20 protein-coding genes are annotated in these 24,020 nt (G+C 61.2%); all 20 read right to left on the minus strand.

What is annotated here, in order from left to right; translation table 11 throughout:
- Positions 1-633: 633 nt before the first annotated feature.
- The 20 genes from ACO9S2_RS17185 to ACO9S2_RS17280 all read right to left on the minus strand — a co-directional run bounded on the left by ACO9S2_RS17185 (position 634) and on the right by ACO9S2_RS17280 (position 23,936).
- Positions 634-873 carry a hypothetical protein gene (locus ACO9S2_RS17185; RefSeq protein ID WP_423723645.1) on the minus strand — a complete coding sequence of 80 codons (240 nt, stop codon included), beginning with the start codon at positions 871-873 and terminating at the stop codon, positions 634-636.
- Between the two features lie 201 nt (positions 874-1,074).
- Positions 1,075-1,707, minus strand: coding sequence for a response regulator (locus ACO9S2_RS17190; protein ID WP_423723646.1), 633 nt, complete (start codon positions 1,705-1,707; stop codon positions 1,075-1,077).
- Between the two features lie 25 nt (positions 1,708-1,732).
- A complete protein-coding gene (locus ACO9S2_RS17195; RefSeq protein ID WP_423723647.1) occupies positions 1,733-5,410 on the minus strand; it encodes a PAS domain S-box protein in 3,678 nt (1,225 codons plus the stop codon).
- A gap of 8 nt (positions 5,411-5,418) precedes the next feature.
- Complete coding sequence (locus ACO9S2_RS17200) at positions 5,419-5,883, minus strand: response regulator (protein ID WP_423723648.1); 465 nt, start codon at positions 5,881-5,883, stop codon at positions 5,419-5,421.
- A gap of 55 nt (positions 5,884-5,938) precedes the next feature.
- Positions 5,939-7,723, minus strand: coding sequence for a sensor histidine kinase (locus ACO9S2_RS17205; protein ID WP_423723649.1), 1,785 nt, complete (start codon positions 7,721-7,723; stop codon positions 5,939-5,941).
- 395 nt (positions 7,724-8,118) lie between these two features.
- Positions 8,119-8,553, minus strand: coding sequence for an OsmC family protein (locus ACO9S2_RS17210; protein WP_423723650.1), 435 nt, complete (start codon positions 8,551-8,553; stop codon positions 8,119-8,121).
- Between the two features lie 46 nt (positions 8,554-8,599).
- Positions 8,600-9,049, minus strand: coding sequence for a DsrE family protein (locus tag ACO9S2_RS17215; RefSeq protein ID WP_423723651.1), 450 nt, complete (start codon positions 9,047-9,049; stop codon positions 8,600-8,602).
- Positions 9,050-9,074: 25 nt separating this feature from the next.
- Entirely contained in the window at positions 9,075-9,611 is a 537-nt protein-coding gene (locus tag ACO9S2_RS17220) for a hypothetical protein (protein WP_423723652.1), read from the minus strand.
- Between the two features lie 4 nt (positions 9,612-9,615).
- Entirely contained in the window at positions 9,616-11,355 is a 1,740-nt protein-coding gene (gene glgP / locus ACO9S2_RS17225) for an alpha-glucan family phosphorylase (protein WP_423723653.1), read from the minus strand.
- 7 nt (positions 11,356-11,362) lie between these two features.
- Positions 11,363-11,842 carry a hypothetical protein gene (locus ACO9S2_RS17230; protein WP_423723654.1) on the minus strand — a complete coding sequence of 160 codons (480 nt, stop codon included), beginning with the start codon at positions 11,840-11,842 and terminating at the stop codon, positions 11,363-11,365.
- Between the two features lie 19 nt (positions 11,843-11,861).
- Positions 11,862-12,212 carry a c-type cytochrome gene (locus ACO9S2_RS17235; RefSeq protein WP_423723655.1) on the minus strand — a complete coding sequence of 117 codons (351 nt, stop codon included), beginning with the start codon at positions 12,210-12,212 and terminating at the stop codon, positions 11,862-11,864.
- A gap of 22 nt (positions 12,213-12,234) precedes the next feature.
- A complete protein-coding gene (locus ACO9S2_RS17240; RefSeq protein ID WP_423723656.1) occupies positions 12,235-12,864 on the minus strand; it encodes an ABC-type transport auxiliary lipoprotein family protein in 630 nt (209 codons plus the stop codon).
- A 13-nt stretch (positions 12,865-12,877) separates the two neighbouring features.
- The gene (locus ACO9S2_RS17245) at positions 12,878-13,840 is read right to left on the minus strand and encodes an MlaD family protein (protein ID WP_423723657.1); all 963 of its coding nucleotides are present in this window, start codon (positions 13,838-13,840) and stop codon (positions 12,878-12,880) included.
- A gap of 132 nt (positions 13,841-13,972) precedes the next feature.
- The gene (locus ACO9S2_RS17250) at positions 13,973-14,791 is read right to left on the minus strand and encodes an ABC transporter ATP-binding protein (protein WP_423723658.1); all 819 of its coding nucleotides are present in this window, start codon (positions 14,789-14,791) and stop codon (positions 13,973-13,975) included.
- 37 nt (positions 14,792-14,828) lie between these two features.
- On the minus strand, positions 14,829-15,941 hold the full coding sequence (locus ACO9S2_RS17255) for an MlaE family lipid ABC transporter permease subunit (RefSeq protein WP_423723659.1): 1,113 nt from the start codon (positions 15,939-15,941) through the stop codon (positions 14,829-14,831).
- A gap of 85 nt (positions 15,942-16,026) precedes the next feature.
- The gene (gene ftsH, locus ACO9S2_RS17260) at positions 16,027-17,829 is read right to left on the minus strand and encodes an ATP-dependent zinc metalloprotease FtsH (RefSeq protein ID WP_423723660.1); all 1,803 of its coding nucleotides are present in this window, start codon (positions 17,827-17,829) and stop codon (positions 16,027-16,029) included.
- 582 nt (positions 17,830-18,411) lie between these two features.
- Complete coding sequence (locus tag ACO9S2_RS17265; protein ID WP_423723661.1) at positions 18,412-19,563, minus strand: ABC transporter permease; 1,152 nt, start codon at positions 19,561-19,563, stop codon at positions 18,412-18,414.
- Positions 19,564-19,577: 14 nt separating this feature from the next.
- Positions 19,578-20,732 (minus strand): ABC transporter permease, encoded by a 1,155-nt coding sequence (locus tag ACO9S2_RS17270; RefSeq protein ID WP_423723662.1) that lies wholly within the window; start codon positions 20,730-20,732, stop codon positions 19,578-19,580.
- On the minus strand, positions 20,729-22,789 hold the full coding sequence (locus ACO9S2_RS17275) for an ATP-binding cassette domain-containing protein (protein ID WP_423723663.1): 2,061 nt from the start codon (positions 22,787-22,789) through the stop codon (positions 20,729-20,731). Before ACO9S2_RS17275 ends, ACO9S2_RS17270 begins: the two co-directional genes overlap by 4 nt.
- A 40-nt stretch (positions 22,790-22,829) precedes the next feature.
- Positions 22,830-23,936, minus strand: a complete 1,107-nt coding sequence (locus tag ACO9S2_RS17280; RefSeq protein ID WP_423723664.1) for an HlyD family secretion protein — start codon at positions 23,934-23,936, stop codon at positions 22,830-22,832.
- Positions 23,937-24,020 lie beyond the last annotated feature (84 nt).

The raw sequence follows: 24,020 nt of genomic DNA on the forward strand, positions 1-24,020 counted from the left end.
ACAGATCAGACCGCTCCTTCCCTCTCACTCCTATCCGTCTCGATTGCGCCCTCCGATAACCCCAATAAAGTCCTATAGCTCACGAGACATGTTGGACAATAGGTGTGAGAGAACATCACCTCATCCGGCCTCAGCCTGTGATTGACCATATAACTCGTGAACTCCTGCCAGGGGTCCTCGCCCTCTTCGCTCTCCACGTCGGCTCGAACCCGCTCGCAGAAACAACAAATCGCCACGATTCGTCGCATGGTGTCCTCCATAGGTCCTTTCCGACCAGCCATGGGGACATCCTCCAGACGACCGCGATGTGTTCCTGTCAGAGGGCGAGCGCCACCCGAGGCCGCCCTTCGCGAGTCTTTCGATGAGCCATTGCCGCCCGGCTTGAGCGTCGGCGATTGATGACAATCACCGGATCGATGATGTTCCCGCAGGCAATACATTGCAGGGCATCACAACCATCCTGTCCCCGACTCCCTCCCCAATCCCTCAACTGAATCCGGTACAACAAGCCCCGGCACCGATCACAATGAACGGCCGCAGTCCAGTCGGTGCGACCGCCCTCTCGATGCCCCGACTCCCTCTGTTGACGCCTGCGCGGCTTCTTCCGATTCCCGCACTGTTGCCCTCGAGCCCTCATCGACTCACCCCCGCATCCTGCATCCGATTCCACCCTGAGGTAACGGCAATGTCATAGCCGAATCGGGCCGAGCGCTGAAGAGCCAGCCTCCCGTCCCGGCTCATCCGATCGATGGCCGAGAAAACCTGATTCCAGGTGAATCCAGTCAGCCGCCGAAGGATATCTTCGACCTGACAGGTCCCGTGAGCCGTGAGATCGTGAATAATCGCCTGATCGATATCCTGCGCACGCATCATGGATCCCTCCTTGTCACGTCCCGATACTCCCCCGCTTTTTGTGAGCCGGTTCGGCTCCCGCAGGTTCACGCGTCTTATACTGCCTCGGCGTGTGGGACACCATCAGGGGCAGTTCGATATTTATGTCGTGGTTTAAACGACAGGTAATTGGATGTATTTATGCGTGGGAACGATCGCGAGAAAGAGAGGGAAAGAGCCTGATCAGCCAACCAGGCCGCGTTCAAGCGCGTAGCGGGTGAGTTCCGCGTTGTTTTTGAGCTGCATCTTCTCAAGAATGCGCGCCCGATAGGTGCTGATGGTCGTCACGCCGAGGTGCATCGTTTCTGCGATCGCGGAGACCGTTTGGCCGGATGCGATCAGACACATCACCTCATATTCACGGTCTGAGAGGCGCTCATGAGGAACGCCCTCGGTGCTGGCCTTGACCGTCAACGCCAGTTTTTCCGCCAGGGAAGCACTGACATACTGGCCTCCACTCAGCAACTTCTTGATCGCCTCCACCAGCTCCTCCGGGGCACTGGCCTTAGTCAGGTATCCATCCGCGCCGGCCTTGAACATGCGGACGGCATACTGATCTTCCGGGTGCATGCTGAGCACAAGAACCGGCAGGTTCGGGCATTCGGCCTTCAGCTGCTTCAGCGACTCCGTCCCGGTGGTCCCGGGCATGGTGATATCCAGAATCACCACATCCCATTTCTGCAACCGCACCAGCTCCAGGAGTTCATGCGCGTTGCCGCACTCGCCGACCGTGACTGGGCCCAGGCCGTCGGCCAGCAAATCCTTGACGCCCCGCCGAAACAGTGGGAAGTCGTCGGCGATCAGAATATGCAACATGTGCCCCCCTCGGTGTGCCCACCGTTTATTCGGCAGGCAGTCGCAATGTCACCGTCGTCCCCTGCCCCGGCAGGCCGACAATCTGGATTGCCCCCCCGGCGGCGCCGGCCCGCTCGCGCATCCCTAAGAGCCCCAACGACGTCGCGGCAGTGGTTTTCTCCGGCACGATCCCCCGACCGTCATCGTGAACTTCCAGCAGCAACTCTCCATCGAGCTTCTCCAGATGCACCCGAATCTCCCTGGCCCCGGCGTGCCGCAAGACATTGGTGAGCGCCTCCTGGCAGATGCGAAAGGCAGCCGTGGACCGGGCAGAATCCAACGGAATATCCTCTGCCGTGGAATCAAAGAGGCAGGGAATTCCACTCCGTCGTTCGAAATCCCGGCACTGCCATTCGATGGCCGCCACCAATCCCAGATCGTCCAGCACCCCGGGTCTCAATTCCGCGACCAGATCCTGCACGGCCGCGATCGTCGTGTCCACATGCTCGCTCATCGACTGCATCATCTCCTTCAACCTGGCAGGAGAGTCCTCGCTCATGCGGGCCGGCAGCCGTGCAATGTCCATTTTCAGGCAGGTCAGCCGCACGCCCAATTCATCGTGCAACTCACGGGCGATCCTCCTCCGCTCCTCCTCCCGCACCACTTCCAGTCGCTGCGAGAGCGTACGCACCTGGCCCAACGTCCGTTGCAGTTCCTTCTCAGCCCGCTTCCGCTCCGTGATATCGAACGCGAAACCGGACATGCGTATCGCCGCCCCTTTGTCATCACAGATCGTCCGGCCGATCGCCACGATCCATCGCAGCCCACGCTCCGGGTGGATGATGCGAAAATCATGGTTGAGGTCTAAACATTTCTTCACTGCCTCGCGAGTCGTGAGGTCCGCTTGCGCCCGATCCTCCTCATACACTGAAGCGAGCCAATTTTCGTATGACGGAATGGTCGCGGGGGATACACCGTACAGACGATAGTGTTGTTCCGACCAGGTGACTTTATTCGAACGGATATCCCAGTCCCACAGACCGGCCTCAGCACCGGTTTGCGCCATCTCCAGATATTCCAGGTTTCTTCGCAGCTCTTCCTCCGCCCGCTTCCGCTCGCTCACGTCGCGCACAAACGCGCAGTGAAACTCGTGCTCCCCGTAGGCGAGAAAGCTGATTTGTATCTCGACGGGAATCAGCCGGCCATCCTTGGCCCGATGGAACGTATCGAGGCCGAGGGTCTTGCGGGTTCGGGTCTCGGACCAAAACTCCGGCCACCTGTCGGGGGGGAAGTCGGGATTCAAGTCATGCACGGTCATCGTGCGGAGTTCGTCAGGCGGATACCCGAGCATCGCGCTGGCGGTGGCGTTCGCATAGACAATGTTGGCCTGGGGATCGATCCAGTAAATAGCGTCCACCGCATGGTCCATTGCGAACTGCGTGCGCCGCAACACCTCCTCCGCCCGCCTCCGCTCAGTGATATCGCGTATAATCGCGAAGGGGCCGATCATCTTGCCCTGCGCGTCCCTGAGGAGAGAGGCGGTGACGGAGACCGGGACGAGGCTCCCGTCCTTTCTCACCCGCTCCGTCTCGTAGGCCTGAACCTCCCCGCCTCTGGAAACGTGTTCCACAATCGCGGCCACTTCCCCGCTCAACCGGGGCGGCACGATGACATTCAGCGGCCGGCCCAGGATCTCCTCGCTGGTATACCCGAACAGTTTCTCCGCGGCCCGGTTCCAAAAACTGAACCGGCCGTCGATGAGAGCCATGATGGCGTCGTTTGAGGACTCGATCATCGCCGCCAGACGCTCCCGCTCCGCCTCGACCAGCTTTCGCCCGGTGATGTCCTCGACGGCGCCCTCGTAATAGAGAACTTCCCCTTGCCCGTCTCTCACCGCCCGCATAGACTCCGAGACCCAAATCGTCTTCCCGTCTTTTCGGCGAACCTCATATTCAAAACCTTGAACCACGCCCCGCAAGTCCACCAGGCGGAGGAGTCCTCGGCGGCACTCCGGATCGACATAGATCTGCTGTATGATGTCCGTCACACTCGATACCAGCTCCTCGGGCGATGCGTATCCGCACATGCGCGCCAGCGCGGGATTGGCGCTCAAGAACTGGCCGCCCGGGGTGGACTGGAAAATGCCCTCTACGGCGTTGTCGAAGATGTCCCGGTATTTCTCTTCGGCCTGCCGCAGGGCCTCCTCCATTGCCTTACGCTGGGTGATGTCGGTGGTGATGCCGCACAGGGCATAACTGTTCCCGTCACCGTCGAAGAGGGGAAATTTGGAGACGAGGCTCGTATGGAGGCCGTCATCGTGCAGGGCGACCTCTTCAAACTCAAGCGGGACTCCCGCCCGAAACACCTTGAGGTCGTTGGCGCGAAACACCTCCGCCTGTTCTGCCGGGAACAACTCCTTGTCCGTTTTGCCGGCGATGGCCTCACGGCTGATATGAAAGGCCCGTTCGAACTGGCGGTTGACGTGTAGGTAGCGGCCTTGCGCATCTTTCAAGAACACCAGGTTCGGGCTGTGATCGAGAATGGCCCGGAGTTTCCCTTCGCTGTCCCGGAGTTCCCGCTCGGCCCGTTTTCGCTCGGTAATGTCGCGGAACATCACCACCGCGCCGACGATCTCACCCCGCTCGACGATCGGCGTGCTGGTGTATTCCACCGGGAAACTGGAACCGTCCTTCCGCCAGAACACCTCATCGGCCGCATGCTGCACCGCCCCGTCACGAAACGCCCGATAGACCGGACATTCTTCAACGGGGTACGGGCTCCCGTCCGGCTTCGTATGGTGCACGAGGGGGTGCATAAGGCGGCCGACCAGTTCTTCGCCGGTGAACCCGAGCATTCGCGCGGCGGCCGGGTTCACAAAGATCGCCTCGCCCTGCCGGTTGACACCATAAATACCGTCATGGGCGGAGGTCAGCAGAAGGCCGTAGAGATGCCGGAGCCGTTCGAGAGTGTCCTCCACCCGTTTCCGCTCGGTGATGTCGCGCGCGATTCCCAGGACGCCGAAGGTCTGCCCGTTCCGGACGTGCGGCACCACCACGAATTCGCCCACGACATAACTGCCTTCGCGCGAACGGATACGCAGGACACCGGTGAGCTGATCCCCTTCCTTCATGATGTGCCGGAACATATCCAGCGCAAGGGACTGATCCTCAGGGTGAAGCAACTCCCTGAAGGGTCGCCCGATCCACTCCTTGAGTGTCCATTGCGTAATGCGATCAAACGCTGGGTTCAGCGAAGTGATGATGCCGTCTTTGGAGAGCGTGAAAATGACATCCCGCGCCCCCTCAACCAGAGTGCGGAACCGCTCTTCCGAATCGCGCAGGGCCGCTTCCGTCCGGCTCCGTTCGACTGCGTAGCGCAGGGCACGATTCAACAGAGGGCCGGTGACCTGCCCTTTGACCAGGTAGTCCTGGGCGCCGGCCTGGATCAACTGCATGCCCAACGCTTCGTCTTCGGTGCCAGTCAGAACGACGATCGGCACGTCCTTCGCAGCCTCACGCAGCCGGGCGAGCGTATCCAGCCCCTGGCTGTCGGGGAGCGACAGATCCAGCAGCACCGCGTCGAAACGTGTTTCAGCCAGACGCTCACGCCCGATAGAAAGACGGCCGGCCAGAGTGATCTGAAACCGGCGGGCGCTGTCTTCCTTCAGATATTCTTGCAGCAGCCGGACATCCCCGGGGTTGTCCTCAACCAGCAGAATTTGCATGGTCTCACTCACGCGAGGTGGCCCTTGCCGTTTTTCGGCAGCACGACGATCCCGAGCCAGAAGTCTTCGATCGATTTCACCACCGTGATGAACTGCTCCAAATCCACCGGCTTGGTGATGTAGCAGTTGGCATAGAGGTTGTAGGTTTTGAGCACGTCCTGTTCGTCCTGAGAGGTGGTCAGAATGACCACCGGAATGCGTTTCAGATCATCGTCGGCTTTGATTTCAGCCAACACCTCGCGACCATCTTTCCGGGGAAGGTTCAGGTCGAGCAGGATGAGATCCGGGCGCGCGGCTTGCTGGTGCGGCCCCTGCCGGCGCAGGAACGACAAGGCTTCAATGCCGTCTTTGACGACCGTCAGCTGGTTGAGCACCTTGGCCTCTTTGAGCGCTTCGACGGTCAAACGGACATCCCCCGGATTATCCTCCACTAAGAGAATCTCTACGGGCCTGACTCTCTGAGACCTTTGCATGATGCGTTTCTCCTCCTAAAGGGCCATGCGTGAGACGTGAGTCATGGGAATCGATTCAGGATCCTGATTCATTTTGCTCATGCCCGATGACCGGCAGTGTGAAATAGAAAACCGCGCCCCGGCCTATCGGCGACTCCACCCAGATGCGTCCGCCGTGGCGCTCCACAATCTTTTTGCACAACGCCAGGCCGATGCCCGTACCGGGGTAATCTTCTCGATTGTGCAGGCGCTGAAAGATGACGAAGATACGCTCGGCGTACTGAGGATCGACCCCGATGCCGTTATCGCGAACCGAAAATTGCCACTCGTTGTTCCGGAGCTCAACCGACACGTGGACCCTGGGAGGCTCCTCTCCGTGAAACTTGATGGCGTTGCCGATGAGATTCTGAAAGAGTTGGCCGAGCTGCCCGCCGTCGGCGGTCACCACCGGCAGCGCGTCGTGGGTGACAACCGCCCGGTTCTCTTCGACGGCCAGCCGTAAATTGGTCAGCACGCCATCCAGAAGCTGATTGCAGTCGACCCGCTCAAAAATCTTGCCTTGTGTCGTCACCCGCGAGTAGGTCAACAGATCATTAATCAGCCTCTGCATGCGGGTGGCGCCATCCACCGCGTACCCGATGAAGTCATCCGCATCGGCATCGAGCTTGCCCTTGTAGCGTCTCGCAAGCAGCTGCGTGTAACTGGCAATCATCCGCAGCGGTTCTTGCAGGTCGTGCGAGGCCACATAGGCAAACTGTTGCAAATCGGCATTGGAGCGTGCCAGTTCGGCGTTGGACCCCTCCAAGGACTCCTGCGCGCGGACCAGGTCGCGATGCTCGCGACCCAGCCTCCACGACACCCACACGCCGAACCCGACCAACGGCGTCACGAGCAGAAGCCCGACCCCGCTGACGGTCCAGATGAGCCGGTTGATCGGGGCATAGGCCCGATCACGGTCCATGCGAACCAACACGGTCCAGTCGAATCCCGGAAAGCTGCCGTACCCTCTGGTTCTTGCATACCCGGTCACGACAGGAATCCGCCGGCGCTGGTGCAGTTCCTCGGCGAAACCGGGCGTATCCCGATCCTCGGCCGCTCTTCGTATCGACGGCAGCTCCATTGCCGACAGTGTGCTGTTCATTCCCGTCGTCTGCCCCTTCTCAAGGACGACCGTTCCTTGGCGGTCCAACAACAACCAGTCGTAGGCGTCTTCGCCCTGTTTGCGACTTCCTTCCTGCTGAAGAATGGACCGTAAATTCTCAAGCGGGACCCGGCTCCCCACCATCCCACGAAAGTCTCCCCGGGGCCCATACATCGGCGCCGCAAATCCCACCGTCATCACTCCCCCCGATTCCGGCGAACGCTGAGCCTCCTCCAGATGGACCTGCCCTGTGCGCCTCACCGTGTCAAACCAGTCCGTCCGACTCAGATCCGGACCGGTCTCCGCTGAATGCTCGTTCGTCCCAACGTTGTTCTTGTGCGTGGCGGGTTCATTGATTGTCGCAACGACATGACCCGTCGCATCGGCAATGCCTATCCAGGAGTAATACCAGTAGAGCTTCCTGTACTCCTGTAATCGTTTCGTTCTCTCCTCCTGGTCGCCTTCGATAAGGATTCTGTCGTTCGCAAATAATTGAATATCCCCGAACCGCTCGAACAAGACACGATCCAGCGTGTCCGCGACCTGGACTGCCGTTCCTGCAAGTTCGGAGCCCTTCTCTTGGACCAGCACGGTTCTCAACGACACCAGCGCATACAGTCCCATCCAGACTGCAATGGCAAAGGACAGCAAGAGCACGAGCGGAAGAAGGCGTCCTGACCGCCACGATCCGGTGGACGGGACCTGTGGATTAACAATCAACTGACGTATCCCCTGACTGCTGGAACTCCCGCCTTATTCCCGATGGCCGTGGCGCAGCATCCGGCCTGTGGAGAGGCCCGATCAGCACATTGCAACGGAGATGCGGCAGAATCCTGAACGGGCTCTACCAACAACCAATGATCCGGGGTCGCACAAAGGACAAACGTCGAATAGCGATGGGAAGGAACAATGCGATGAGTCTCGCGTGTGGTATGCATGAGGGCCTTCCGCGATGCCAACATCCGACTCGCCGGGACAAAGAATAGCAAGCTAAGCGAACCAAGACAAGACGCCTTGTCCGTCGGCTGCGGGAGGTTACCCGTTCCGCAGCCGCACGGCCCCTCACGGCACGAGAAACTGGAAACACCGTCGGCTGGTCCCCACACCGTCTCCCTCTACACAATAGTGGCTGCGAGGTGGACTCGCGCTTTCATGGAATTCGAAATCAGGCAGTTGGCTTCGGCTTTCTCGATCAACTCCTTCGCCTTGGCCGCATCGCCGCCTGCAGGCAGGGTAATCACCGGCTTGATCGTGATCTCGGTGAACTGAAACTTGCCCTCCACAAGTTCAAGCCGTCCCTCGGCGGCACTTTCATAGGCCGTGAACGCCAATCCTGCCCGCTCCGCCACGGCCAGAAACGTTGTCATCACGCAAATATTGGCGGAGGCCACGAACAGATCCTCCGGCGACCAGATACCGTCATGCCCTTTGAACTCCGGCGGCGTCGCCACCTGCACGTCGGGCTTGCCCGCACAGGAGATGACGCCCTTGCGCTGCTCCGTCCATTTCACCGCCGTGTGATACATGTAGACTTTCGGTTTCACATCCATGATTCCTCCACGTTTCTGCTATCGGCTATCCGCCGTCAGCTCTTTGTTACGGCTTGATATACGCCCACCCCTGCTCCTGCCGCTCCATCAACCGCACCATCGCCGGCACCGTATCGCCCACCTCGCCGATCAAATCCTCCCGCGTCACCTTCATGGCCTTCATGGTATTGGAACAGGCCGTATAATTCACCCCGTAGTCCGCCTTCAATTGAGCTAATTCCGGCCCGAGAGTGGTCGTGCTTTTCATCAACAATGAAAGCCCCGCCCCGTGCGCCACCAATTCGAGCTGGAGCCGCTCGCGTCCCACTTCCTGATAGAGGTGCCGGATGTTGTTCAGCGCGCCCCGCTGCACCTTTTCCTCGCCGGAGTTCAGATGCATCACCACACGATGCGGCTTCTGCGCTCCGCCGCTGTCACCGGGGTCCGCCGCCAAGGCCGTATGACGAGGTCCCAACGCAATCGCGAGCATGGCGATGAGAATAACCTGTTTCCACATATATGCACCTTCTTTCTCAGCCTCCTCAGGGGACGCTGGTCACCTGCCGAATCAGTTGTATCACCGCCCAGATCAGAAACACGCCGTATACACACCCGAAGAACCAGGGGAAGCTGACGGCGCGATGAGCCCACCACTGCCGATGCTGGCGAAACGCCCAGTTCGGAGTAAACACGGTCGGCTCGTTTCGCAGATTTTCGATCGGTTGCCGCGATTCGTGGAGCTGATGAAGGCCCGTGAGGAGTTGGTGCTCCTTCCATTCCGGATCCTGTTCGATTCCTCTCATCTGCCATTCCCACAAGGCGTTCTGCCCGGCAAAGCGGCCGAGGACGATCGCCATCTGCAGAGACAGGAGCAGGCCAAAGCTACAGAGCAGCAGGATCAGCACTGTGAAGGGCAGCGCGAGCGACTCCCTCGACACGAGTAATCCGATCACGGCGACAAAGATGGAGTTCGCCGTCAGGTAATCTGAGAGCATCGTATGATAGTCCCGGACCCCGGACGTCCAGAGCGTCAAAAGATGATCGTAGGCGGATTCCAGCGTGGCCCGATCCTGAGACATGCCGCTACCCTTCATCGATAGACCGCCCCGCCAGGCGATAGGCATTGCGCCGGTATTGCCCCATCATGCGCTGGGTGTTGAAGAAGGCGCCGTTCACTGCGATGGTATGGCGCATCACGTCGATATACCTCGCGCGATCACGGTAGAACATCGGCAACACTTTCTGTTCCAGCTTGGCATAGAGCGCGTCAGCGTGGCATTCGTCAACGCCTGAGCCCGGCTCGATGCAGGCCTCGATCTTGTCCCCGATCGACCATCCGGTCACGTCTTCCAGGTGGCCTTCGATCCACCAGCCGTCCAGGATGCTCAGGCTCGGCACGCCGTTCATGGCCGCCTTCATCCCGCTCGTGCCGGATGCCTCCATCGGCGGCAACGGCGTATTAAGCCAGACATCCACTCCGCTGCAGAGAAGCCCGGCCAGCGTCATATCGTAATTGCTCAGATACGCTACGGGGATCGTCCCCTTCAGGCTGTCACGGATCTCGTGAATCCGACGGATCGTCTCTTTCCCCTCCTGATCGTCCGGGTGCGCCTTCCCGGCAAAGACAAGCTGGATGCCTCCTGCCTGGCCGGCTATTTTCTTGAGCCGTTCGACGTCGGAAAAGATGAGCGTCGCTCGCTTGTACCCGGTCGCGCGCCTGGCAAAGCCGATGGTCAGCACATCGCGATCGAACCCCGCGTTCGTTTCCCGGTTCACAAAGTCCAGGAGCACCCGCTTGGCTTCCATATGCGCGGTCCAGAGTTCTTCGTCCGCGATACCGACCGCATAGCGCAGCGACAATTGGTCTTTCCGCCAGTCCGGGAGCAGCCGGTCATAGAGAGCCTGAAACGAAGGAGCCGTCCACGTCGCCGCATGCACCCCGTTGGTAATGGAATGAATCGGATACTCGGGAAACAGCGTGTGGGACAACTGACCATGTTTCATCGCCACGCCGTTGACGAACCGGGACCCCCGAAGCGCCAGCTTTGTCATGTTGAGTGTGTCGTTCTGCTCGCAAGCCTTCAGCAGGCCGCAGCGTCTCGACCCGAGCACGCGATGCGCGAGGTCTGCCGGAAACTGATCGTGCCCGGCCGGCACCGGCGTATGGGTGGTAAACACGCATTGGTCCCGGACGGATGCAATGACGTCCGCCGGCAGCTCTCCGGGCTCCGCGCGGGCGGCAAGCTTTTCCTCCAACAACGCCAGGACCAGGAGGGCCGCATGTCCCTCGTTGAGATGAAACCGGGGAATGTCGCCACAACCGAGCGCCCGCAGCATGCGGAGACCTCCGTAACCGAGCACTGTTTCCTGACAAAGCCGGTAGTGAAGATCGCCTCCGTACAGAACGTCGGTGATCGTACGATCCCACGGTGAATTATCCACCAGATCCGTGTCGAGCAGGTACACCGGAACCGTCGCGCCGGTCACGCCTCGCACGGTGTATCTCCAGGCCCGCACGTGAACGGTGCGCCCTTCCACTTCGACCGTCACCCGCGGCTCGAGGGGTTCGAGAAAGTCGTTGACCGGCCAGGCCACCGGCTCCTCCGTCTGCCAACCGTGAGGATCCAGTCGCTGATAAAAGTGTCCGCGCCGATGGATGAGGGTCACGGCGACCATCGGCACTTCGAGATCGGCAGCCGACCGGACGGTATCGCCGGCCAGAACCCCGAGCCCCCCCGAATAGGTGGGCATGAGAGGGTCCAAACCGATCTCCATCGAGAAATAGGCCACGAGCGGGGGCGTTATAATTATCTGTCCGTCCATCGGATCATCAGCCGGTAAAACGATCGCGCACCCAATCTCCGACATAGTGCGTGATTACGATCACAGAGAGCCCGATCAGCATATGCTCGCCGATCACCTTCCAGGGGGCGACGCGTTGGGCCCGGGCGACAAAGAAACTGAGGGCGGCCAGCAACAACAGACCCCAGATCGCGCTGGCCACAATCGCCCGGTCAAGCGGCCAGACCCAGACCGGGATGACAAAGGTCATGGCGATCGCAAACTTCGCCAGAAATGTCGCGATGGTCGCCTCCCAAATCTGGACGGTCGGACCGCTGTTTTTGGATTCTTCGGCCAAATGAATCCCGAGGGCGTCGGACATGGCATCGGCGATCGCGATGGTGAGAATCCCGCCGATCACAATGGCCCGCGAATGCGTTCCTGAGTGCAGGCCCACCATCAGACCGAGCGTCGTGATGACACCCGAGGTGAGGCCGAAACTGAGCCCGGTTTTCCAGGAAGATTTCATCCGCCTTCATCGGCCCCCATCATCGCGGAAGAGTCAGGACATAGGCCAGCACGTCACGGATGGCTTCCTCCGACATGGCCGACTGCCAGGCATCCATTGCAGTGTTGGGTCGTCCTTCGTGAATGCTCCTCAACAGCCGGGAGTCCGGCTTCAGGAGCACATCGCTCGACGTCAGGTCCGCCACCGGCGGGTCCAACGTCGTCATCCCGTCCCCTCTCCCCTGCGGGCCATGGCAGGCCAGGCAGTACTTTTCGTATAACTGCTTCCCCCGCACCAGATTGCGCTCGCCTGCCGAAAACCCGGGGGACGGGATCAACAGCCAACAGAGCGCCATCATCGCGCAGATCGCGGAGACACGGATGATCGTCATAGTGGTCCCGTCCTGTCTGTGTTCATGAACGCCCGCACGCAGGAGCGCGCCGCAGACATCCCTGGAGCCAGGAACCGATCTGATCCAGCATCGCCGCCATCGCCCGGTTGGCGGCCAACACACCCCCATAGGCATCGTCGCTCGGCACGTCTTCCAGCGTCTCAAAGGTCCGCGTCCCGACAATTCGGGACTCCTTCAGATCAATCAGCTGCGTGCGGACCGTCACCCGCACCCGGCTGGGCTGCTGCAGAAACTCCTGTTGTACGGCCAGCCCATACGAATCGAGACGAAAATCTCCCCGCACGGCCCCCGGCAAGGGAATGACGGCTCCCCACACTCCACTCCGGGCCAACGAGTGAGCCAGCAAGGGGGTGAACATGCGCGCCGGGGCCTCAGCCCACTGACTGTACGCGTAATACTCCATCTCATACGCCCGCTTCAGATACACCATGCGCGGCGTGTCAAACCCCGGCGCAGGCTGAGCGAGGCTGAGCAGAAGCACCGGTCCATTGAGGTCGGCAGAACGGACTTCCTCGGATGACGCATCAAGGGCCAGCTGATAGGTATGGACCGGCTGTGAGTCTGTGCGGGACGAGATGCAGCCGGTCGCCGCCGCCATCCATACCGCCGCCGCTATGGTCCAACGCTTCATCGTTCGCCTCCTGCTATTCTCCAGGCCCGCGCGGCGGCGCCGGTCGCCCGAACACCAGCGAATTCGGTTCACGTTCCAGGTCGCGCGCCACGCGGGACAAGGTGCCCGCCAACTGCCTCAATTCAGTGATCAGGAGGCCCGTCTCGGGCAGGGTCTGCCGCGAAAACTGCTCCAACTCCGGCCGCGCTTCATTGACGACCCTTCCCACAGCCTTGCTGGTCTGCGCCAGGTCCTCCGTCAACGTGTGCAGCGCGGCGGCGCTTTTATTGATTCTCGCAAGCAGGACCGGGGCTTGCTCATTCAGCGTGGCCGTGACCTTCACCAGGTTATCCGCACTCTCCGCCGCGCCGTCCAGGCCCCGCTCCAACTGAGCCTTGTGGGCCGCAACCGTCTGCGCCACGTCGGAAAGATCCTTGATCGTCCGTTTCAGCGCCGTGCGATTCTCCTCGTCCAGAACCTCCGCCGCCCCCCTCGCCACCGTATCCAGATCAACCAGCAGCTTGGTCAACCCTTTTTCGGACAACAGGCGGGACATTGCCTCGTCGAGCCGGAAAAAGAGCGAAGGACCTGTCTGGATTACCGGATACCTTTGCCCCTCTAAGGCCTGCAACGGCGGCGCCTCCCGGCTTCCTCCGGTCAAATTGATCGTCGCCAGACCGGTGAGCCCCTGGGTCTGAAGGACCGCAATGGTGTCTGTCTTGATCGGCGTCCCTCGGGCGATATCCAGAGTCAGCCGCACCTCCTCGGGATTGTCAGGACTCAGCGCGATCTCTCTCACCCGTCCGACGTCGACCCCGCGGTACTTCACCGTCGAATCCACACTCAATCCCGCGACGGATTCTCTCATGTATGCCTCATACCGCTCATAAACACCCCGATAGTCGGTCTTCCCCAGCCACAGAACACCGGCCAGGATCACTGCGCCAAGAAGCGCGACAAACGATCCGACGATGAGATAGTTCACTTTCGGTTCCATAATCAGTCAAGCTCTAAGGTTGAAGCGGCCATCGCCATAGGTCGATGACTTGCGGGAAGGGCGCGACGCACGGCGCGATCCGAGGTTCCACCTTTCCCGCCCTTCGCGCCTGTCCCGCCATGTTCGACATCTTCATGCCCCTCGTGCGTTCCAGGCCGCCTGCGCGCTCGCGGCACGCCCCCGCGGACCGTGGAAATATTCCCGCACCACGGGATCTTCAGATTGCGACAACTCCTTCATCGTCCCGATCCCCAGGACCTTCCCGCTGCCCAGGACCGCCACCCGGTCGGCGATGCCCCACAGCGAATCCAGATCGTGCGTCACCATAACCACGGTCAGCCCCAACAGGCCTTTCAGAGAGAGCACCAGGTTATCGAAACCCGCCGCAATCATGGGGTCCAGACCGGCCGTCGGCTCGTCGAGAAACAACAGCTCGGGATCCATGACGATCGCGCGCGCCAGCGCCGCCCGCCGCCGCATGCCGCCGCTCAGTTCGCTGGGAAACTTGGTGGCACTGTCCGGCGGCAATCCCACCATCGCAATCTTGACAGCGACAATCTCACGGATGAGCGTCGCACTCATGGCGGTATACTCACGCAAGGGCACGGCGACGTTTTCCGCCAGCGTGAACGAACTGAACAGCGCTCCGTGTTGAAACATCACCCCGAAACGCCGATGGATCGTCCGGCCGTCATATGCCTCCAACGCTCTGCTGTCCACGCCGAAGAGCCGGATGGTCCCCGACAGCGGCGTCATCAGCCCCAGGATCTCCCGCAATAAGGTGGATTTGCCGCATCCATTGCCGCCGGCGATGGCAAACACCTCGCCCCGCCGGACTGCCAGACTCACATCCTCATGCACGACGGCCGCCCCGAACCGCGTCGAAACATGGCTCACCTCAATGACCGGTGCCGCCGCCTGCGTTGGAGCCTGAGACTCGATGGTTCCCACTAGCCTCTTGCCTCGCGCCTCTTGCCCATGCATCCCATCACAAATGCCACCAGTTCAGCACAATACTACAGATCGCGTCGAACACGATGACCAGGAAAATGCTCTGCACCACACTGATCGTGGTATGCCGGCCGACATCGCTCACCCCGCCCCGAATTTGAAATCCCTGGTAACAGCCCACGAGCGCGATGATCAGGGCAAAGAACGGAGCCTTGCCGATCCCGATCAGGAAATGCCGCACCGCCACGGCCTCCTCGAATCGAGACACAAACTCCCCAAAGCTCACATTCAGTTGGCCCGAGGCGATCAGCATGCCCCCAAAGACCCCCAGAACATCCGCGTAGACCGTGAGCAGGGGCAAGGCGATCACCAGCGCCAGCATCCTCGGGATGACGAGCAGATTCATCGGGGAGATGCCGAGCGCGCGCACAGCGTCCAGCTCCTCTGTCACCTTCATGGTCCCGATCTCTGCGGCATAGGCTGATCCGGACCGCCCGGCAATCACAATCGCCACGAGAAGTGGAGCAATCTCCCGCAACAGCGAAATCCCGACCAGGTCCACGATGAAAATGTTCGTCCCGAACTTTCGCAACTGTTCGGCGCCCTGATAGGCAATCACCACGCCGATGAGAAACGTCAGCAGCCCCGTGATCGGCAAGGCGTTCACGCCATCGATGTGGAGCATCCGCAAGAGCGAATGCAAGCGAAGCGACCGCGGGTGAGACAGAACACGACACAACGCCACCGTGCTCTCGCCCAGAAACGTCAGCCCCCGACGGGCGCACTCCCATTGATACCCTGCGGCCTGTTCAAGACGCTCGCCGAGCGTGCTTCGTACCGGCGCATGCCCCGCGGCGCGCCCCACCCGCTGCGCGCCGACCAGCTGAATCAGTCCGGCGAATTCCGGCCGCAGGCCCTGCAATCTTGGCTCCGGCCCTTTCCGATAGGCGGCATGAAGACTCTGCTGAAGCAATACGGCACCGCCCGTATCCAACGCGGTCATCTCGCTCGCGTCGCAGATCACGCCGCTTCCCTCAGGCCAGGAGAGCGCCTCGACCTGGCGCTCCAGATCCGCCAGATTGGGCAGCGTCCACCGCCCGCGGCAGTAGATCACATTGCCCGCAATATGGACCGCTGCCTCTTGCCCCACCCTCACGCTCCCTGAAAGTCTCGCACGGGCCAGCCTGCTGATGCGGTCTGCCGGTATTCCTCCCGCACCAACCCGATCGTGAGACTCAGCCCTTCTCCATGATCGCCTTCAGCTCTGCCCCGCTGATCACTTCCCGCTCCAGCAACACCTTCGCCCCCGCCTGCAGGACAGCTTTCCTCTCTGCAAGCAGCCGCTTCACCCGCTCGTACTGCTCGTCGATGATCCGCCGTATTTCGCAGTCGATCTCGCGGGCGGTCTCTTCCGAGTAGTCGCCCTTTTCCTGAGACATCTGAATCTGGATAAACTGCGGCTGTCGCTCCCGTTCCAGCGTGATCGCTCCCAGCTTCTCGCTCATTCCGTAGGCTTTCACCATGCTCTTGGCGATGTCGGTCGCCTTCACCAGATCGTTCTGGGCACCGGTGGAGGCCTCGCCGAAAATCAACTCCTCGGCGATGCGGCCGCCGAGCAGCACGGCGACCTTGTTCTCCAGTTCGGATTTCGTCATCAGGAACCGGTCCTCCGTCGGGAGTTGCAGCGTGTACCCGAGGGCCGCAATGCCGCGGGGAATGATGGAGATTTTCTGGACTTGATCCGATCCAGGCAACGACAGGGCCACCAGGGCATGGCCGGTCTCATGGTAGGCGACCCGCTCCTTCTCCATTTTATTCAGGACGCGATTCTTCTTTTCCAATCCGGCGATCACGCGCTCAACCGCTTCCTGCAATTCGGAGATACCGACCTGATCCTTGCCGCGCCGCACGGCGAGCAGCGCCGCCTCGTTGATAATGTTCGCCAGATCGGCCCCGGAAAACCCGGGGGTCATCGCGGCGATGTTTTCCAGATCGGCATCCGGGCCGAGGGTCACCTGCCTGGCATGAACGCGTAAAATCGCAAGGCGCCCGCCTTTATCCGGTCGATCCACCAGGACATGGCGGTCGAACCGGCCTGCCCGCAGCAAGGCCGGATCGAGAATCTCCGGCCTGTTGGTGGCCGCCATGAGGATGACGCCGATCCGCGGATCGAACCCGTCCATCTCAACCAACAACTGGTTGAGCGTTTGCTCCCGTTCCTCATGCGCCATGGGTCCCATCCCGCGGGCCTTTCCCAGCGCATCGAGCTCGTCAATGAAGATGATGCAGGGGGCCTTCAGCTTCGCCTGCTCGAACAGATCGCGGACCCGGGCGGCGCCCACCCCGACGAACATTTCGACAAACTCCGACCCGCTGATGCTGAAGAACGTCACCCCGGCTTCTCCCGCCACGGCGCGGGCCAGCAAGGTCTTGCCGGTCCCCGGGGGGCCGACCAACAGGATTCCCTTCGGGATCTTCCCGCCCAGCTTGGTGAATTTCTCCGGTGTCTTCAGAAATTCGATCACCTCGCGGAGCTCTTCCTTCGCCTCGTCCACCCCCGCCACATCGGCGAAGGTGACCTTCGTATCCTTTTCCGCATAGATTTTCGCCTTGGACTGCCCGACTTGCATAAAGCCGCCTTGAGCCTGTCCCAACCGGCGAAAAATAAAAAACCAGATGGCGAGAAACACGACGACCGGCAGGATCCAGGACAGCAGATCGCGCAAAAAGGTGCTCTCGACGACACCGACAAACTTCACCTGATGCGCTTGCAGCTCCTTGACGAGATCCGGGTCTTCGACACGGATGGAGGAAAACAGCTTCGGCTCCTTGGCCCCCTCCGCCGGCTTCAGCTTACCGCTCAGCGTGTGACTGCCGAGCGAGACTTCCGCCACCTGTCCCGCGACGACCAAAGTCTTGAACTCGCTATAGGGGATCTCCTCGATCTTTTGCAGGGCAAGAATGAAATCGTGGACCAGGATCACGGCCCAGATGGCGAGAAACACGTACCAGATGGAAAAGGAAATCTTTTTATTCATACGCACACCCTGCCCTCTATGCTCAACTATTGCAAGGAGGGAGCCTCCGCTCTAGAACGCGTGCATCCGGTTTTGACAACAATATTGACCTGTTAGCAGGCAGAAGTAGGGGGCCGGTCGAGGATAGCAGGGGAGTCTTGCTACAGGTTCAAAAGGACCGCTGTCGCAGAACGCAACAGAAAGGTCGACTGCTGCTTTGGCCCGCCGATCGAGTTATTTAAACCCCTTATAGGGATCCTCGAAGACAGCTCCGCATTCAAGACATCGCACCTGCCCCGTACGTTTCCCATCGTTGTTCAGAATGTCGTCGATGAGACGACCGTGGAGGCAGCGGGCTGTGCGGGTAATTGACACCGGCGAGGCGTGTTCGATCGTCTCATGTGACATGAACGACCTCTCAACAGTCCGGAAAGAAAACCGAGGATGCATGATAATCCTTCTCGTCAGGTTTTCCAAGGTGCAAAATATGGCATGGGATTCTCCCGTCTATCCATACATCCGCCGATAGAAGCGGACACAATGATTGCATTCGTCTGCTGCGCGATCGATCGTCACGCGGGACAACCTGCTCTGGTTACAAAATCAGTCGAACTGCCGCCGGAATCGCCACATGCCGAAGCCGAACAATCCTCCGCCCAGCAGAGCCATCGTCCCCGCCGGCTTCCAAAGGACGTCGAGCCCCGCGCCTTTGAGCAGCACGCCATAGGTGATGTCGATGTAATATCGAAGCGGCGAAAAGGCCATGACGGTCTGAACCCAGCCCGGCATCGACTCATAGGGCGTGTTGAGGCCGGAGAGCAACATCATCGGGCCGACGAGAAAGAGCGTCATCATGCCCACTTGAGCCTGATTTCTGGTGACGGTCGCAGCGACCAACCCCAGTCCGGCCGTGGTGAAAATATGCAAGGCGGTCAGGAAGAAGAACGCCCAGGCCGACCCCTTCATCGGCACATGAAACACAGGGCGCAGTACGCCGTAGACGGCAATGGCAGTGCAGATCAGGATGACAGCGGTCATCGCCAGCACCTTGGACAGCATGATCTGAAAGGGGGAGAGCGGCGAGACGAGCAGTTGCTCGACGGTCCCGCGTTCCTTCTCGCGAACCAGGGCGATTGCCGGCAGCAGCACGGCAAAGACCGTGATCATGCGCAACACGTGGGAGATGGACTGAAACCACGTCTCATCCTGATTCGGATTGAACCAGACACGATGCGCGCTCATAACGAGGGGCAGGTTCGCCTGCGCCCCGGACAGGCCGAGCGAGGCCAGGCCTGCCTCCGAGCCGAACCCGCCCGCAATCCGGAGGGCATAGCTGGCGGCCGAGAGTCCTTGTGGCGCGTTGGTCGTGTCGACCAGGAGTTGCACCGCGGTTGATTCCCCCGCGGCCAGCGCCTCGTGAAAGCGGGGCGGAATGTCCAACAGCACCATCGCCGTCCCCGCATCGAGCTGCCGCAGCCCTTCCCGCGGATCGGCGACTTCCCCCTTGAACCGGAAATAAGGCGGCTGGAACCGGTGGATCAGTTCCCGCGAGGAGAGGCTATGGTCCCCGTCATGCACCAGGATCTCCGCATTCCGGAGCTGCATCGTGATCCCGACGCCACTGATGTAGACGGACAGCGAAAAGGAATAGAGCAGAAACAGCAGCAGCGGAAGATCGCGCCCCAGTTGCAGCACTTCCTTCTGCGTCATCGCCGCGAGGCGGCGCCACCATCTGAAAACCCGGCGCCCATCCATCGGGATTCCTCCCGTCATGCCTTCGGTCTTTTCGTAAAGAGCCGGTACGCAACCAGGCCCATCCCCGCCGCGAACGCCGCCAGCGCGGCCATATCGAGCCACATGATGCCCGCCCCGATACCCTTGAGAAAACTCCCCCGCACCACATTCGTATAGTACATCGCGGGGAAGAAATGCGCCTGGACCTGCGCCCCCCGGCCCATCGACGAGACCGGCACCAGCAGACCGGAAAACAAGATGGTCGGCAACATCGCCACGACCATCGTGATGATGAGGGCCGCCATCTGCGTGCTCACGAGCAACGAGATCAGCAATCCGATGCCGGTACTGCAGAAAATGAACAAGATCGATCCGGCGAGAAAGACCAGCAGACTGCCCTTGAACGGCACGTCAAACAGGAGGACGGCCATGAGCCACAAGACCCAGACGTTCACGAGTGAAATCCCCGCGTAGGGCAGGATTTTCCCCGCCAGAAACTCCGCCCGGCTCACCGTGGAGCTGTAAATGTTGTAAATCGAGCCGGTTTCCTTCTCCCGCACCACGCCCAGCGCCGTCAGCAACGGCGAGGACACCATCAGCGTGAACATGACGAGCGCCGGCACCATGGACCAGGTGCTCCGCACTTCTTCATTGTAGAGATACCGGACCTCCACCGTGACGGGCTGTACGATCCGGCGCGCCTGGTCGCGCGCAAGGCCGCGGGTTCGGCTCAGATAATCGACCAGCAGTTCCTGCGTGAAGGCCTGGTTGATGGCGATGACATAGCCCTTGGCGATATCGGTATGCAGGGGAAACGTGCCGTCGAGCAGGGTTTGCACAGAAACCGGCTCTCCGGCCGACAGTTGCTCCTCAAACCGCTCCGGAATGATGAGGGCCGCCCGGATGGTCGCCTCGGTCAACAGCCGATCGAGGGCGCGCGGATCGTCGGCGTGGCCGCGATACGCGAAATACCGCGACTGGATGAACCGGTAGCCGTACTCCCGGCTTAACGCGCTGCGATCCTGGTCGAGTATCGCAAACGGGATGTTTTCGACATCCATCACCAACCCGTAGCCGAACACCACCATCCAAAGCGCGGGCAGCAGAAAGGCCAGCAGGAGGAAGAGCCTGTCCCTGGTGGTCTCTCTCCATTCCTTGAGCGCGACCGTTCTGATCCGTCGAAGATTCATGGCAAGTCTAGAGGCTCCACCGCGCCGATCCCGTCAGGCCGGGAGTTATTGTGCGCCGCCTCTTCCAGCGCCCTGACCCGTGAGACAAACACATCTTCGAGGCTCGGCTGCCTGGTCCGCACGGCTGCGACTGCGATCCCGCACCCGGTGAGCAGGGCTCGAATACGCGCCACATCACGGCCCGGATCCAGAGACAGCACGTGGACCTTTGTTCCTGACAGGGTGGCGTTGACCATGCCGGCCCCGGCCAGTTGCGCGAGCGCGCGGCCGGGCTGGTCCGCCACAATCTCCAGCAAGGGCCCCATGTCCCGCTCCAGTCCGCGCTTCAGGTCTGCCGGCGAGCCGTCCGCTACCAGCCGTCCCGCATGCATCAAGCCCAGCCGGTCGCAATGCTCCGCTTCGCTCATGTAATGGGTCGTGACGAGGATCGCGACCCCGTCCTCGCGGGCCAGCCGCGTCAACATATCCCAAAACCGTCGCCGCCCGATCGGATCGACGCCGGAGGTCGGTTCGTCCAGGAACAACACTCGCGGCTCATGCACCAGGGCGCATCCCAGCGCTAGCCGCTGGCGCACACCCATCGGCAGCCGTCCCGTTCGATCGGCCTCATAGCCCGTCAGTCCCGCCATCCCGATGATCCATTCCATGCGCTGTCGCGCCTGCCGTTGACCGAGCCCGTAGATGCCGGCGAAGAGCCTGATGTTCTCACGCACCGTCAGATCCAGGTAGAGCGAGAAGGCCTGGGACATATAGCCGATCCGCTCCTTGATCGCGCCCCCTGCCCAGCGCATGTCCTCACCTGCGACCCACCCGTCTCCTCCCGTCGGCGGCAGAATGCCGGTCAACATCTTGATGACGGTTGTTTTCCCCGCTCCGTTGGCACCCAGCAACCCGAAGATTTCCCCTTGCTTCACCTCGAAGCTCACGCGATCGACGGCGCGAAAATCCCCGAAGTCCCGAACCAGTTCCCGGGCTTCGACCGCGAGGCCGTTGAACTGAGGTGCCCCGGCGTCGGGTCGCGGTGCCCCTGATCCGGCGTGCGCCTCGCTCCGGTCCTGCCGGTCCCGCCCCTCCCGCAGCAACAACGACACCACGACATCCTCCAATTCCGGATCGTCGGTCTGGGCCCGCTCGACCGGCAGATCGCCGAGGACATTCCGGATCTCGCCGAGGGCGGTAGCGGGGTCTGTCTCAGGGGTAAACACATGGAGCGCGGGCCCCAGCGTTTCCACTTGGGCATAGCGCGTCTTGAGTCGCTCGACTGCGTCGAGTTGCGAGGTGGATTCGAACGTGACGACCAGTCCGGGCACCAGGGCCTGAATGTCCTCCGGGCTGCCCGCGGTCAACACCCGGCCATGGGACATGAACGACAGCCGGTGAAACCGGACCGCTTCGTCCATATAGGCGGTTGAGACCAGCGCCGTCATGCCCTTGGCATGCTGCCAATCGGAGAGAATTGCCCAGAAGTCACGCCGCGAGACGGGGTCCACGCCCGTGGTCGGCTCGTCCAGGATGGCCAGCTCCGGCTCATGAATCAACGTGCAGATCAATGCCAGCTTCTGCTTCATGCCGCCCGAGAGATTCTTCATCGGCCGGTCGCGGAACCGTTCCAGACGCGTCATTGCGAGCAGCCTGGACTTGCGCTCCCGAAGCTGCGCATCGGGAACCAGACGCAGTTGCGCGAAGAAGTCGATGTTCTCCTCGACGGAAAGCTCCGGGTAAAGATTGAGCCCCAGCCCCTGCGGCAGAAACCCGATCCGCTGCTTCACTCGCTCCGCAGCCCGCTCCGAATCAACCCGCACCCCGAACACTTCCACAGTCCCGCCCTCATAGGAGAGCACGCCGGCGATGGCCTTCAGCAGGCTGCTCTTGCCCGCTCCATCGGGTCCGATAAGACCGTACATCTCCCCTCTGTTGACGATGAGATCCAGACCATCGACCGCGATGTGCTTCTTGTAGCGCTTGACGAAACCCGTGACGCGAACAACCGGCGCGATGTGTGACGGGTGATCGGGGATCGGCGGAGTCGGACTTTCTCTGTTGCCTTCGGTCATCATTCATGACCCATCACGCGTCGCCAGGCACGCATCACGCCAGTCAGAGACGCGGTTTCATCCACGCCGCATCCTCGCGCCAGCGGATCACGGCATCCGCCGGCAAACCCGGCGTGAGTCGATGATCCGGATTATCGTTGAGGTAGAGCCTGACGGCATAGATGAGTTTCACCCGCTCATCCGGCGTCTGAACTTCCTTGGGGGTGAATTCGGCCTTGGACGCAATGTAACGAACGGTCGCCTCGAACGGCTGATCGGGAAAAGCGTCCGTATAGATCCGCGCGGGCAGGTCGAGACGGACCTTTCCGATCTGGACTTCCGGCACATACACCTGCAGATACAACCGGCCCAGATCGACCAGTTCGAGCAGCGGCGCCCCGGCCGCCACCACTTCACCGACATCGACCATGCGGGTTGTGATCGTGCCGTCGGTCGGAGCCACGATGGTGAGATCCCGCAGGATGCTCGCCGCCTCCGCCTGTGCCGCCTCTACCTGGTCCCGCTGCCGCTCCAGCGCCGCGACCTCCGCTTCCTTGGACCTGATCCGTTTCCACCCCAGCTCCGCCTGCGACAGTTCCTTCCCCGCCTGGTCCAAGGTGGCTTTCGCGAGCACGATCTCACTGGCGGCGACTTTCCAGCGGGCCTCGGCCTGATCCAGCTGCTGCTGCGACACCGCCTGGTCCCGAATCAACGACCGGAGGCGGTCGACATCCCGGCGCGCTTCATACTCCACCGCTCTGGCTTTCTGAACCGCGGCTCGCGCGCTATCGACCTTCGCGGAAGCGGCTTCGATCCCGAGCGGCACATCAAGATTCAACACCGCCAGCGACGTATGCGCGGCCTCGACCTGCGCGCCCAGAGATTCGACAAGCCGGTCCGCCTGGTCCAGCTTCGCTTTTGTCTGCGCATCGTCCAACCGGATCAGCACATCGCCCCTGGACACCCTGGCACCTTCGCGCGCCAGCAGATCGACGATCCGTCCGGGAAACTTGCTGGCGACGGTGACATGATCGCCCTCAATGCGGCCGTTCGCCTGGATCAGCCCCTCAGGCAGTCGGTCGGACCCGAGGAACCGAACCAGAAAGTAGGCCGCCAGTCCCAGGAGCACAGCACCGAGCGCAATAGCCGGATATGTCCGAGTGATTTTCATGAGCGGGAGCCATCCATGGTCATGAGGCAGGATATGAAACCGGCCAACGCGCCTTCCATTCGCCGTCGAGCGGCGGCTATGACC

Source organism: Nitrospira sp. NS4, assembly GCF_049546785.1.
Classification (GTDB): domain Bacteria; phylum Nitrospirota; class Nitrospiria; order Nitrospirales; family Nitrospiraceae; genus Nitrospira_D.

What these genes read in the sequence shown, in the direction of transcription:
- ACO9S2_RS17210 (WP_423723650.1), bottom strand. Translation starts at nt 8,553, where the DNA reads ATGGATGTGAAACCGAAAGTCTACATGTATCACACGGCGGTGAAATGG.
- ACO9S2_RS17265 (WP_423723661.1), bottom strand. Translation starts at nt 19,563, where the DNA reads ATGGATGGGCGCCGGGTTTTCAGATGGTGGCGCCGCCTCGCGGCGATG.
- ACO9S2_RS17195 (WP_423723647.1), bottom strand. Translation starts at nt 5,410, where the DNA reads ATGCAAATTCTGCTGGTTGAGGACAACCCCGGGGATGTCCGGCTGCTG.
- ACO9S2_RS17200 (WP_423723648.1), bottom strand. Translation starts at nt 5,883, where the DNA reads ATGCAAAGGTCTCAGAGAGTCAGGCCCGTAGAGATTCTCTTAGTGGAG.
- ACO9S2_RS17220 (WP_423723652.1), bottom strand. Translation starts at nt 9,611, where the DNA reads ATGTCTCAGGATCGGGCCACGCTGGAATCCGCCTACGATCATCTTTTG.
- ACO9S2_RS17185 (WP_423723645.1), bottom strand. Translation starts at nt 873, where the DNA reads ATGATGCGTGCGCAGGATATCGATCAGGCGATTATTCACGATCTCACG.
- ACO9S2_RS17275 (WP_423723663.1), bottom strand. Translation starts at nt 22,789, where the DNA reads ATGATGACCGAAGGCAACAGAGAAAGTCCGACTCCGCCGATCCCCGAT.
- ACO9S2_RS17270 (WP_423723662.1), bottom strand. Translation starts at nt 20,732, where the DNA reads ATGAATCTTCGACGGATCAGAACGGTCGCGCTCAAGGAATGGAGAGAG.
- ACO9S2_RS17245 (WP_423723657.1), bottom strand. Translation starts at nt 13,840, where the DNA reads ATGGAACCGAAAGTGAACTATCTCATCGTCGGATCGTTTGTCGCGCTT.
- ACO9S2_RS17190 (WP_423723646.1), bottom strand. Translation starts at nt 1,707, where the DNA reads ATGTTGCATATTCTGATCGCCGACGACTTCCCACTGTTTCGGCGGGGC.
- ftsH (WP_423723660.1), bottom strand. Translation starts at nt 17,829, where the DNA reads ATGAATAAAAAGATTTCCTTTTCCATCTGGTACGTGTTTCTCGCCATC.
- glgP (WP_423723653.1), bottom strand. Translation starts at nt 11,355, where the DNA reads ATGGACGGACAGATAATTATAACGCCCCCGCTCGTGGCCTATTTCTCG.
- ACO9S2_RS17240 (WP_423723656.1), bottom strand. Translation starts at nt 12,864, where the DNA reads ATGAAGCGTTGGACCATAGCGGCGGCGGTATGGATGGCGGCGGCGACC.
- ACO9S2_RS17215 (WP_423723651.1), bottom strand. Translation starts at nt 9,049, where the DNA reads ATGTGGAAACAGGTTATTCTCATCGCCATGCTCGCGATTGCGTTGGGA.
- ACO9S2_RS17235 (WP_423723655.1), bottom strand. Translation starts at nt 12,212, where the DNA reads ATGACGATCATCCGTGTCTCCGCGATCTGCGCGATGATGGCGCTCTGT.
- ACO9S2_RS17230 (WP_423723654.1), bottom strand. Translation starts at nt 11,842, where the DNA reads ATGAAATCTTCCTGGAAAACCGGGCTCAGTTTCGGCCTCACCTCGGGT.
- ACO9S2_RS17280 (WP_423723664.1), bottom strand. Translation starts at nt 23,936, where the DNA reads ATGAAAATCACTCGGACATATCCGGCTATTGCGCTCGGTGCTGTGCTC.